Genomic DNA, 12,334 nt, shown 5'->3' with positions numbered 1-12,334 from the left:
GTTTTTCCATGTAATTTTTTTGTGAAAGTATGCAATAAGAAAGTAAATAAGCATAGGTAAATTACCTATGCTGTATAAGAAGAATTCTTGTTTATGTCAATTAGAATGAGTATTTAACGCCAATATTACCAGTTAGGTAAGTTTCATCAGTGTTATCATCTTTATTGCCTAAGATTTGTTTAGCGCCTACACTTAGATCAATAGAAAATCTATCTGTAACGCTAATATTGCTTCCGATAAGGATTTTACCGAAAGTTTTATCTTTTTCAGCACCAGCTACATTGTAGCTAAAATCACTTCCTGTAAAACGACCTTTAAAATCATCCCCACTCATAGCAAAAAATTGTTCGATTTTTGGAGTTACATAGAAATAGCTACCACCATCAAAGAATTTTCTAAATTCTGCTCCAATTTCAGCACTCGCTGCAAAACTATCCATTGAGTAAACTTTTTGAGCCCAAAGACCATTTTCTGTATAATCTGGAGTGTGGCTATAATAAAGATTTAGTCCAATTAAAGGTTTGATTGAAAAGCTATCACTAAAATCAAATACATAACCATAGTTACCACTTGCACCTAAGTAGGTTTGTGTAAAATCAGACTTTTGCACTGAGCCATTTACAAATCTTTCTTGATCTGCAAAGCTAAATTGTGCATAAGATTTAATATCAAATTCATGTTGACCATTTGTAATTCTTGAGTAAAGACCTAGTTGTAAATTATTAGAGTCTTGATTTAAAGAATTATGATTTAATTGTGAATCAGCATAAGTTAAATATGCGCCAAAGAAAATAGCATCGCTAAATTGTCTATCAATACCTATAGTAGTTCCATATACGCCTTCGCTTTCGCTACCAATTATATTTGCACCACCAAATGCATTAGCCCATACGCTATTTTCACCAGTGCTTCTTGATTGTGCCATTCTAGTAGCAATAGCCATCTCGTTAGCCAAGTTAATAACTTGAATAGCACCTTGGCGGTTAGAATTGTTTGCGCTTTCTCTAGCTGAATCAACTATTGCTTGAGCTTGTCTTACATCGCCTTTGATAGCGTTAACTAAAGCCGAGTTAGCTGCTAAATGTCTATCAGAATTTTTTAAAGATGCTAAAACTGAATCAATTTTGTGCCCATAAGTAATAACTTTTTTGTTATTGCTTATATTATCCATTTCTTTTTTAATATCGGATAGAATTTTATCATAATTAACTTCTTTAGGATCAATACCAGGATTGTTTTGGTTTTGTTCAAAAGCTTTTTGAGCGTAATAATCATGTAATTGAGTTAGAACTTCTATTCTCATTTCTTTTAGAAGCTTACTAATGCTAATATTTTTAATATTATTTGTTAAGCCACCTTGAGCATAAGCATCATTTCCAATTACATTAAGTCTATAATTGAAGTATTTTTTATCTTGATCTACGATTACTTTTACAACTTCACCTTCGTATTCTGCTAGTGCATGACCTTTAAGACCTAAAAGTTTTCCTTCTGGAATTAATAATACATTTCTAACGGTATTTACTTCTGCAAATTCTTTGTTGAAGTTTGTAGCACTCATTAAGTAAACGCCTTTTTCTGTTACAGGGTTACTAAAGTTTGCAAGCTCAAACACAGAATTTCTAATTACTGCATTACCATTTACTGTAAATTGATGTGGTCCATGTAGAGTAAATAATGAATCATGAGCAAAAAGGTCTCCATTGATAGTTAAAGCACCATTATAGTTAATACCATTAAAATCACCTGCTATGATTTTAAAGTTCGCATGATCCATATTAACATTACCATCAATTAAGCCATCATGGAAAACATTTAGAGAAACATTTTCTCTTGAGTCTTGAATCCAAGTTGGTCCCCATGGATTTCTGTCGGTTAAGGCGCCGCTATTTATACCTGTATCTGGATCAAACATAGCACCAAATCCATCATCTACTTTATTGCCACCTTGAGCTCCTAAGCCAGGAACTCCTGGAAAGCCAAAACCAGGATCTGGGTTTGCTATCACTATATTATCTGGATTTTTTTTGCCTATGAAATTTACTTCTTTAGCTTTTATAGCGAAAGAATAATGAGGTTTTATACCACCTATTGAGCCATAATGAGAACCTCTTTCTCCACCTACCTCAATGGTAGCATTAGGAGTATTGATTGTCAAATGTTTAATAGGTGTTTCTAATACAGCACCTTCTCCTATGTCATTATCGCCTATGTCTGTTGTTATATGGAAAATTTCACCTTGTGGATTTTTAGATGAGACAAATTGATATTCACCATTTCCTAGGTGAGTTAATTGAAAGTCGTCAATAACACCTGGCCTAGGATTGGATGGCTCTATAGCCATAGCTGAACTAGCTACAAAAGTAGCAACACAAGCGGAAAGAAAAATTTTTCTATTCAACTTTTTCATTGTTCTGAAACTCCTTAATAAAATTATAATTTTATTGAAAAAACATTATAACAACAATAGCAAAAAAAGTCAATTAAAAACAAATAAAATTTACGACTGTTAAATAGAGTAAATAAAATAATAAAAAATTATTATAAATTATCCTCACTTTTTTCTAAAACCTCAAAATAAGCTTCTTCTAAAATACTAAGTTCACTTTCTAATGAATTTAGCTTTTCATAAAGGGTATTTATACCTAGCTCTTGATAGATTGTAGGATTACTTAGAGCATTTTTTATTTTTTTTATTTCTTCTTCTAATTTATGAATTTTATCAGGATATGAGTTTAAAATTTCATTTTCTTTATAGCTTAGTTTTTTACTCGATTTTTCTTTTGTTTTTATACTTGCGGTGGTGTTTGTTTCTAAGCTTTTAGAAAATTCTTCAAAGTCTTTGTATTCTTTTTCATTTTCTAAATATTCACTATAAGAAAGAACTTCTATATTAATATTTGCATTATCTTCAAAAGCATAAAGTTTAGTTGCTATTTTATCAACAAAATATCTATCATGTGAGACAAGCAAAATCGCACCTTCAAAAGAAAGTAAGTATTCTTCTAAGATATTAATCGTAGCTATGTCTAAATCATTTGTTGGTTCATCTAAGATTAATACATCATATTTTTTGGTAAAAAGCAAGGCTAGAGCAACTCTGTTTTTCTCGCCCCCACTTAACACACTCACACTTTGTTCTAAAAATTCTTTTGGAAATAAAAATTGTTTTAAATACCCATAAACATGCATATTTTTACCACGCACTTGAATGTGATCGCCACCATTTGGGCAAAAAATTTCTAAAAGTTTTTTATCAGTATTTAATAAACTTCTGCTTTGATCAAAATAGCCTATTTTAACTTCACCTCTTTTAATCTCTCCGCTATCAAGCGGAATTTGATCAAGTAAAATCTTTAAGAAAGTAGATTTCCCACAGCCATTTTTACCTACTATGGCTATGCGTTCACCTTGTAAAATTCGTGCATTAAAGTCTTTAAAAAGTGTCTTGTTGGTAATAGACTTTGAGATATTTTTAAGTTCAAAAAGCATTTTTTTGCGGTTTTGGCTTTGAGTTTGGTTAAAATTTTTATTTGCTCTTTTGATTTCAAGTTGTAAGCGTTTGATAGCTCCTGGGTTTTTCTTAGCTTCTTCACGCATTTTAAAAATGCGTTCTTTGCGTCCTTCGTTGCGTTTAAGCCTAGCTTTGACTCCTCTTCTTAGCCATTCTTCCTCACTTTTTAATTGCTTAAGCAAGGTTTCATGGCTTTTAGCTAAGGAAGCTAAAATAGCTGCTTTTTTTTCTAGATATTGCGTATATCCACCCTCAAAAATGCTTAATTTTCCCGCTTCTATTTCTACGCATTTTTGCGCTATAGCATCGATAAAATACCTATCATGAGAGATGAAAATAACACACATTTTAGAGGTTTTTAACCTTTCTTCTAAAAAGTTATTCATATATACATCTAGATGATTAGTTGGCTCATCAAGCAATAATATATCAGGATTTTTTAGCAAAAGTGTGCAAAGCCCTACGCGTCTTATTTCGCCCCCACTTAAAGAGCAAAGTGTTCTGTCTTTGTATTCTAATAGTTTAAATTCTTCTAATATTCTTTGTATTTTTTGGTCTAAATTCCATGCGTCTTTTGAATCTATAAATAAACTTAATTCATCTATTTTTTTTAAATATTCTTTATTTTCAGGATCAAAAGCTAGTTTTTCATTATAGCTTTCAAATTCTTTCAAGGCTTGATAAATTTCTTCAAGTTCTTTTTTGATGACTTCGCTTACGCTTAAGGTGCTTTCAAAGCTTACTTGTTGGCTTAGCATACCTATACTAGTGTTATTTTGTTTAATTACTCTACCGCTATCTAGTTTTAAAGTTCCCATAAGGGCTTTTAAAAAGCTTGATTTTCCTTCGCCATTTTTGCCTATAATGGCGATTTTTTCTCCTAAATTTGCGCTAAAATTTGCATTTTCTAAAACTATTTTTGTATTAAATTTCTTATTTGCGTCGATTAAATCTATTAAAGCCAAATTTCTTTCCCAAATGTTTTTTACGATTTTACTTTAAAAAGTATTAATTTTGCTTAAATAAAATTACGCCATGAGAGCATTTGTTTTTTTTACTTTATTAGTTTTATTTTTTGCTTTGGCAAATTGGTATATTTATAAAAGATTTTTAAGTAGGGTTGATTTTTTAAAACCTTATAAAAAGTTTATATTGGCTTTTGTTTTAATAGTTTTTGCATGTGAATTAATCTTTTTTATAAATATGCGCGGGGACTTTTTACATGAAAAGTTTTATTATATTTTAGCTATTTTTCCTACTGTTACTTGTTTTTTCTTGCTTTTTGGAGTGATTTTTGAAATTGGCTCTTGGGTTTTTTTTAATGAAAATAAAAAAGAGCAAATTTTCAATGTCCAAAGAAGAAAGTTTTTAAAATTAATTTTTGATTCTTGGCTTATTATACTTAGCGTTAGTATGGTATTTAAAGGTTTTGTAAATGCTATTAGCACACCTAAGGTTAATGAGGTAGATATTAAAGTTAAAAATTTAAAAGAAGATTTAAATATAGTTTTACTTTCTGATGTGCATTTGGGAAAAAATTTAGGAGAAGATTTTTTAAAAACCTTAATCGATGAAGTTAATATTTTAAATGCTGATATGGTCATTATAGCTGGGGATTTAATCGATGCAGATATTGCTAGTATGCCTTATATTAATTTATTAGAAAATTTTAAATCAAAATATGGTACTTATTTTGTTTATGGAAATCATGAGTATTATAATGATATAAATGCAATAAGCAAAAAGCTTAAAACGCTTAAAAATTTCAAAGTTTTAGAAGATGAAAGTATTGATTTTGGGGATTTTACTTTAAGTGGGACTTTGGATTTGGCTGCCAAGCGTTTGGGTTTTAAAGAAAGCAATATAGAAAAAATCAAAACTCAAATCAATCAAGAAAAGGTTAATATTTTAATCACTCATCAACCAAAGTATGTAAAAACTTATGATATAAGTGGGTTTGATTTGATTTTATCAGGACATACACATGCAGGACAAATTTTCCCTTTTTCTTTGCTAGTATATTTAGAGCAGGGCTTTGTGTATGGACTTTATAAATTAAGCAAAGATAGCTTGCTTTATGTAAGTAGTGGAGCTGGATTTTGGGGGCCTGCTGTGAGATTTTTAGCCCCTAGTGAGATAGCTTTGATTAGATTAAAAGGAGAATGAGTGGGATTTAGCAATAGTGCTTCAAAAATGTTTGGAATCATAGCAAAATATAAATTTCCAAAAATTATACAAAAAAATATTAATAAAGCTTATGTAAATGCTTTTAATATCAATATGAGTGAATTCAAACCTTTAGAAGAATATGAGAGTTTAAATGCTTTATTTACAAGAACTTTATTAAATGAGCGAGAATTAGAAGATGGCTTTATAAGTCCAAGTGATGGTAAAATTTTAGAACTTGGAAGTAGCTTTCAAAATGATTTAAAAGAAAATTTAGCCTTTAGCGTTAAAGGTTCAAGTTATAGTATAGAAGAGCTTTTAAAAAACTCAGCTAGTAAAGAAGAATTAGAAAGTGGCATAGATTATGCAAATATTTATTTGTCTCCAAAAGATTATCATCATTATCATGCACCTTGTAATATGCAAATTTTAAGTGCTACTTATATGAGCGGGGCCTTATTTAGTGTGAGTGAGGCAAAGTTAGCTAAGATTATAAACCTTTATACTAAAAACGAAAGAGTAGTTTTAAAGTGCTTAGTGGAAGGAAAATTTATACTTTGGATGGTATTTGTGGGTGCACTAAATGTCGGTAAAATGCACTTTAGCTTTGATGCTAGCATACAAACTAATGCTGCAAATTTTGATTTTACTCATACCTATGAAGATCTTTTTGTAAAAAAAGGCCAAAGACTTGGAAATTTTGAACTAGGTTCAACTATAGTTTTAATCGCTCAAAAAGGGTTTTTAAAATTTAGTAAAAATGCTTATGAGCAAGTTGAATTTTCTAAGAAGATTGCGGACTTTGCTTAGTCTCATCTTCATTAGCAACTTTATATAAAAAGGCAAAAATTTCAGCCACTGCTTTATACATATTAGGTGGGATTTCATCGCCTAGATCAAGTTTGCTAAGCACTTCTACTAAGTCTTTGTCTTCTTTTATGGGTATGCCATTTTCTTTGGCTAAAGAGATGATTTTAGCAGCGTTTTCACCTTTGGCATTAGCTAGGATTTTTGGTGCATTTTGTTCTTCTTTGTTATAGCCTAGCGCAACGGCTTTTTTTGTTTTTTTAGCCATTTTTAAGCCCTTGTGTCAAAACCCATATTAAAGTCATTATATTCTTCTTGATTGTGAAATTTACTTTTAATTATATCGCTGATGAAAAAATTAGAGCTTAGAAGTCCTACTTTAACTAAGGCTTTTTTTAGTTCATGTGCTCTTTCATAAAGTTTTTTTCTAAAATTAGCATTTTCTATCATCATATTTATATCGATGTATTTATCATTACTTAGAGATAAAAATACATTGATTTTTCCTAATTTTTCAAATTCAAGATTAATTTGTGCATAAAATTTATCTTTTTTACCGCGCTTAAAAACTACATTAGATTTTTCTAAATCATCCCAAAAAAAAGGTAAAAAAGTATGAATGCTATTATTGGCTAAAGATAAAAGTTGGTTAAATTCAAGCTGAGCTATAAGACGATTTGCTTGATTTAGTATGCTTTCATTGTCTAAATTTTTGGCTAGATTAGAAACTTGCAAAAGAGTGGATTTAATATCTTTTTGTAATTCTGAAGAAATTTCTGTGCTATCTTTTTGGGTGATTTTTCCAAGATCTTTTATAGAAAGTTCTAATTTTTTTTCTATATTTTTTATATCATCTAAAGAATTTTTTGCCTCATAATTTTTAGGATCTAAAGCTTTTAAAACTTCATTGAGTTTTCTTCCTATTAAGCCTAGTTCTTTGTTTAGATTGTTTAAAAGCTCTTCTTGTAAATTTTGGCTAAAATTAAGATTTTTGCTTACATTTTGTTTGAAAATATCTTCTAGTAAAATTTTGCCTGAAGTGCTTTTAAATATATCCTCTAACTTAGTATTATTTGTTTGTAAATTTTGACTTTTATTATCATTTTTACTTAAATCTTCAGTATTTTTTTGTGGTGTTTTTGGCTCTTCTTTGGGATTTTCTTTGATATCTTTACTTTGTGGTATTTTTTCTTCTTTTGTGTTTTGAATTTCTTTATCTTTTGCTATGCTTTCTTGTTTTTGTTGAGTTTCTTTTTTATCCTCTGTGCTTTTTTGTGGAGTTTTTATTTCTTCTTTTAACTCTTCTTTGATGTCTTTAGTGTGTGGAGTTTTATTTAAATTTTCTTGCGTTGTTTCGGTTTTGTTTTTGTGATTTTTTATATCTTTTAAAAGTATTATAAAATCTTTTATATTTTGGCTAAGCTCTTTTAGTATATGAGTGTTTTGAATTTTTATGTTTTCGGGTTTAGCTAGTTCTTTGTTGATAAGTGTTAAATTTTTATTAAGATTTTTGATAAAATTATCCGCAATATTTTGGAGTTTTTCTTGACTAATAGAACTTGGGTTTTTATTGATATAATTTTTAAAATTTTCTATTTTATCAAATAGCTTAAAAAGTGTTTTGTAGTTTGTATTTTCCAAAGAAATTTTATTATCTTTTTTGTGATTTTGTAAGATGTGAATAAGCTCTTTTAAGGTGCTTGTAGTATCAAGATTTTTAAGATCTAAATTACTTATATCGTGTTTTAAATTTTCACTTGTAGCGCCTTTTATAGTACTTAAAAGATTAAAAAAACTCTGTGGTAAATTTTGTTCTTTTAAAGAATGATTGAGTTTTGCTTCTAAAAATATGCCTGAATTTTTCACTAAAGATGAAAGATTTTTATTATTAATATCTTTAGCAGGCTTGACTAAATCTTCTAAAATTTTAAGCAGTTTTTCAAATTCAGGATTTTTTGAAAGCTCTACTTGGAGTTTTTTTACTTCATTGGCAAAATTAGGTGCAAAATTTAAATCTTTATGATTTTTTAATACTGCCAAATCAGGATCTTTATTGGTTTTGATTTGATCTAAAAGTTTATTAAGTAATTCTTGTAGTTTTTGATCAATTTTGCTAACATAATCTTTGGGTAATTTAACTTCAGAATCGCTTTTGGAAAATAAAGGATTTTTTAACACATCATTGAGAGAGGTTTTTTTGTCTGATTTTTCACTTTTATTTTCTTTATTTGTTTCATTTTTTGCAAACTGATTTTGATTATTAGAGATATTAGTTATCATCTAGCATTACCATATTACCAGGTTTTCTTTTAAATTTGGTAAGTTTTTTAAATTTTGGTTTATCTATGGCAAATAGTATCAAAATACTTAATAAAACTATATAAAAATACATAAAGCCATAAGCTTGAAAATAATACATCAAAGTTCCCAAAACTGCAGGCGCGAATAAAGCACCAAAAGAATAGGTAAAAAGAACTGCTCTGCCAAGTTCAACTCTTTTGCTAGGATTATCAAGCATATCATTTGCTCTTGCTAAAGAAAGAGCGTATAAACAACACATACCCATGCCTAGCAAAAATCCAAAAAAGTATTTTAGATAAATATTATATTCTAAAAGTAGTATGCAAAGCATAGCGCTTAAAGCAATAAAAGCACACAATATAATGGCAAATTTTCTGCTAATTTTGTCAGAAAGAGTTCCGATATAAAGTTGCGAAATAAAGCCACCTACCATAGTAGAGAAAATAAAAATAGAAGCTTCTTTTGCGCCAAATCCTTGTATAAGTACAAATAAAGAAGCCATGGAAAAAAAGCCATTTAAAAGCATGCCCGCTATAAAACTTGTTACTAAGGCTAAAGGCACTATATCAAAAACCTTAGGAATGGAAATTTTTGTTTTTTGTGGCAAAATAGGCTCTTTAATGCGGATTAAAAATAAAGGAATGGAAGCAAACATAATAAAACTAGCGCTTAAAATAAATACTGTATTACTTGGAAAGTCAAAAGACATAAGTAAAATTCCAAAACCTGATGATGAGTAAAATACAACCTCATAAAAGGCTATCACTCTTGAGCGAATAGTGTTTTTTGCTTTTTCATTAAGCCATGATTCTATTACCATTAAAAGCGCATAATAGCAAAAACCTAGCAAAAATCTTAAAAACATCCAAAAATAAAGATTAGAATTTAAACTATGAAGCATGGTGGCTATACCAAAAATAATAGCAAAAATTCCAAATGATCTTATATGTCCTACTTTAGAAACTATTCTATGGGCACTAATTGTACTTACCATAGCACCAAGAAAATAACAACTTCCTATTACGCCTATATAAAAATTACTAACATTATTATGCTTTAAAATAATAGCTATGGAATTTACTGTTAAAGCACTTCCTATGAAAACAAAAATCATACCAAGAAATAATGCTGTTAGTGATCTAATCGTTCTTTTTGAGCTTAACATTTTCTTATTAAAAAATTATATATTAATACCGCTATGGGTGTGACAAACATTGCACAAAACAAGGCAAAAATACTCATTAAACCTTGAAACTCTAAAAATAAAAATCCTGCTATTAAAAACACATAAGCAAAAATTTTAAATAAAGAAAAAAAAGCTAACGCGTTTTTAAAAATACTTTTAAATTTTGGTTTTAAATCGTCATCTATATAGATAAATTTTATAATTTTTGGCAAAGAATATTGTTTTTTAGCAAAAATTTGTAAAGGTCTTTGCGTAAAATCATAATTTTTAGCTGCTTTAAAAATAAAATTTTTATAATTTAAAAAAGATATTAGAATGATTAAATTTTGAGCTAAAAAGCCAAATTCAAAGCTTATAAAGGTTTTAAAGCTTAATTCTTTGTAAAAAAAAACTCCTGCTAAGAAAAGTAAATTTAATCCTAGCAAGAGTTTTAATAAAATTTTAGGCTTTAGGATCATTTTTTAAATCTTTATAGCGATTTTCTTCTTTAAATTCTTCGTAACTTTTTACTTGTGCTTTATAGGCTTTGTAAACATTTAAAATCGCCGCAGCTACCCCTATAAACACTCCTACCCAAAAAAGCCAAACAATACCGGTTAAGTTTTTTAAAAAATAGCCTATACCAACTCCGATTAAAACAGCCACAACCATGGATATACCAAGGCTTAATCCATCTGCAGCTTCTATACCTTTGCGAATGATTTTTTGTCTTTTATTCATAATGCTTTAAAACTTTCTTGTGCTGCTTGTATAGTTTTATCAATGATTTTTTTATCCATACATTCACATATAAAACCTGTTTCAAATTGAGATGGTGCTAAATATACACCTTTGCTTAGCATCTGCGCATGAAATTTGGCAAATAATTTAGTATCTGATTTTAAAGCGTCTTGATAATTATTAACAGGGTTTTCACAAAAGAAAAATCCAAACATAGAACCAACGCAATTAACTTGCAAAGGAATTTTGCAATCATTTGCAGCTTCTTTAAAGCCTTGGGTAAGTCTTTTGCCTAGTTTTTCTAATTTTTCATATAAGCCTTCATAATTTCTTGCTTTTTTTAAGCTCGCATAACCTGCAGCCATAGCAAGAGGATTGCCACTTAGTGTTCCTGCTTGATATACCCCGCCCAAAGGACTTAATAAATCCATGATTTCAGCTCTTGCAGCAAAAGCAGCTGCAGGAATACCTCCGCCTATAACCTTACCAAAAGTTACTATATCAGCTTTTATATTATTAATCCCAAAAGAGCCAAGATATGAAGCTCTAAAGCCACTCATAACTTCATCAAAAATTAAAAGAATTTGATACTCATCACATAGTTTTCTTAGCTCTTGTAAAAATTCTATTTTAGCAGGTACTAAACCCATATTTCCTGCAATTGGCTCTATGATGATACAAGCTATATTATCATCATTATTGATTAAGTTTTTAACACTATCAATATCATTATAAACGGCTACTAGAGTATTTTTAGCTACATCGGTTAAAACTCCTAGTGAGCTTGGGGTGTTAAAAGTAGCTGCACCGCTTCCAGCACTTACCAATAAAGAATCAGAATGCCCATGATAACATCCTTCAAATTTGATGATTTTATCTTTTTTACTAAATCCTCTTGCAAGACGAATAGCACTCATAGTAGCTTCAGTGCCACTACTTACAAAACGGATTTTATCCAAATGTGGCCAATCTTTTAAGATAAATTTGGCCAATTTAGTTTCAGCTAAAGTTGGCGCACCAAAGCTCGAGCCATGCTCTAATGCTTTTTTACAAGCTTTTTCAATATCCTCATCACAATGTCCAAAAAGTAAAGGTCCCCAACTTTGCACATAATCTATATAAGTATTTTCTTCTATATCGCTAATATAAGCACCTTTGCCTTGTTTGATAAATAAAGGATTGCTACCTACACTTGCAAAAGCACGCACTGGGGAATCTACCCCACCTGCTATATGCTCACAAGCTTCCTCAAAGGCTTTTTTATTGTTTTTCATTTTTTACTCCTTTTATTGCTAGTAATATAATCATAAAGTGATTTTATTTCATCTTCTGTTAGCGAGTAAGTTGGCATAATGCTTTTTGCCTCTTGAGGTTGATTTAGAATTTTTCTAAAACGCGTATAAGGAATGTTTTTAATACTTGGCACAATAAAAGGAATTTTTTCTCCATTTTTAGTGTAATAACCTAGTATTTGTTGACCTCCATCGCCATGACATTTAGCACAACTTATGCCTCTTGGATTTTTGTAAAGGGACTCTTGGTATTCTTTAGGAGAGATAAAATCTTCAGCCCAAGCACCATAAATTATAAAAAATAAAAATAATACAATTTTCATTCATTGCCTTTAACAAAAAAAGAAG

General features: G+C 29.5%; 11 protein-coding genes. 2 read left to right on the top strand and 9 right to left on the bottom strand.

Going from position 1 to position 12,334, the window contains the following annotated elements; translation table 11 throughout:
• Nucleotides 1–100 precede the first annotated feature (100 nt).
• Together E2O22_RS03800 and abc-f are read right to left on the bottom strand one after the other, a co-directional pair.
• Nucleotides 101–2,410 (bottom strand): autotransporter outer membrane beta-barrel domain-containing protein, encoded by a 2,310-nt coding sequence (locus tag E2O22_RS03800; protein ID WP_133319296.1) that lies wholly within the window; start codon nucleotides 2,408–2,410, stop codon nucleotides 101–103.
• A gap of 131 nt (nucleotides 2,411–2,541) precedes the next feature.
• Nucleotides 2,542–4,479 (bottom strand): ribosomal protection-like ABC-F family protein, encoded by a 1,938-nt coding sequence (abc-f, locus tag E2O22_RS03795; RefSeq protein ID WP_133319295.1) that lies wholly within the window; start codon nucleotides 4,477–4,479, stop codon nucleotides 2,542–2,544.
• 70 nt (nucleotides 4,480–4,549) lie between these two features.
• Between abc-f and E2O22_RS03790 the strand changes: the two genes are divergently transcribed.
• Together E2O22_RS03790 and E2O22_RS03785 are read left to right on the top strand one after the other, a co-directional pair.
• A complete protein-coding gene (locus E2O22_RS03790; protein WP_133319294.1) occupies nucleotides 4,550–5,680 on the top strand; it encodes a metallophosphoesterase in 1,131 nt (376 codons plus the stop codon).
• Nucleotides 5,681–6,490 carry a phosphatidylserine decarboxylase gene (locus E2O22_RS03785; RefSeq protein ID WP_133319293.1) on the top strand — a complete coding sequence of 270 codons (810 nt, stop codon included), beginning with the start codon at nucleotides 5,681–5,683 and terminating at the stop codon, nucleotides 6,488–6,490.
• Here E2O22_RS03785 and E2O22_RS03780 read toward each other — a convergent pair.
• Genes E2O22_RS03780 through E2O22_RS03750 form a run of 7 tightly spaced genes read right to left on the bottom strand, consistent with a single transcriptional unit; the run spans nucleotide 6,465 to nucleotide 12,309 of the window.
• Nucleotides 6,465–6,755, bottom strand: coding sequence for a FlhB-like flagellar biosynthesis protein (locus E2O22_RS03780; RefSeq protein WP_133319292.1), 291 nt, complete (start codon nucleotides 6,753–6,755; stop codon nucleotides 6,465–6,467). The two genes, E2O22_RS03785 and E2O22_RS03780, sit on opposite strands and share 26 nt — an antisense overlap.
• A gap of 2 nt (nucleotides 6,756–6,757) precedes the next feature.
• Entirely contained in the window at nucleotides 6,758–8,767 is a 2,010-nt protein-coding gene (locus tag E2O22_RS03775) for a flagellar hook-length control protein FliK (protein WP_133319291.1), read from the bottom strand.
• Nucleotides 8,757–9,953, bottom strand: a complete 1,197-nt coding sequence (locus tag E2O22_RS03770; protein WP_133319290.1) for an MFS transporter — start codon at nucleotides 9,951–9,953, stop codon at nucleotides 8,757–8,759. Before E2O22_RS03770 ends, E2O22_RS03775 begins: the two co-directional genes overlap by 11 nt.
• A complete protein-coding gene (locus E2O22_RS03765; RefSeq protein ID WP_133319289.1) occupies nucleotides 9,947–10,432 on the bottom strand; it encodes a hypothetical protein in 486 nt (161 codons plus the stop codon). The genes E2O22_RS03770 and E2O22_RS03765 overlap by 7 nt, the downstream gene beginning before the upstream one ends.
• The gene (locus tag E2O22_RS03760) at nucleotides 10,416–10,694 is read right to left on the bottom strand and encodes an AtpZ/AtpI family protein (protein WP_039641170.1); all 279 of its coding nucleotides are present in this window, start codon (nucleotides 10,692–10,694) and stop codon (nucleotides 10,416–10,418) included. Before E2O22_RS03760 ends, E2O22_RS03765 begins: the two co-directional genes overlap by 17 nt.
• Nucleotides 10,691–11,968 (bottom strand): glutamate-1-semialdehyde 2,1-aminomutase, encoded by a 1,278-nt coding sequence (gene hemL, locus E2O22_RS03755; protein WP_133319288.1) that lies wholly within the window; start codon nucleotides 11,966–11,968, stop codon nucleotides 10,691–10,693. The genes E2O22_RS03760 and hemL overlap by 4 nt, the downstream gene beginning before the upstream one ends.
• On the bottom strand, nucleotides 11,965–12,309 hold the full coding sequence (locus tag E2O22_RS03750; protein ID WP_133319287.1) for a c-type cytochrome: 345 nt from the start codon (nucleotides 12,307–12,309) through the stop codon (nucleotides 11,965–11,967). Before E2O22_RS03750 ends, hemL begins: the two co-directional genes overlap by 4 nt.
• Between the last annotated feature and the right edge of the window lie 25 nt (nucleotides 12,310–12,334).

This window comes from Campylobacter lari, from assembly GCF_004357905.1.
In the GTDB taxonomy this organism is placed as follows: domain Bacteria; phylum Campylobacterota; class Campylobacteria; order Campylobacterales; family Campylobacteraceae; genus Campylobacter_D; species Campylobacter_D lari_D.
This window is presented reverse-complemented; position numbering and strand designations above follow the sequence as displayed.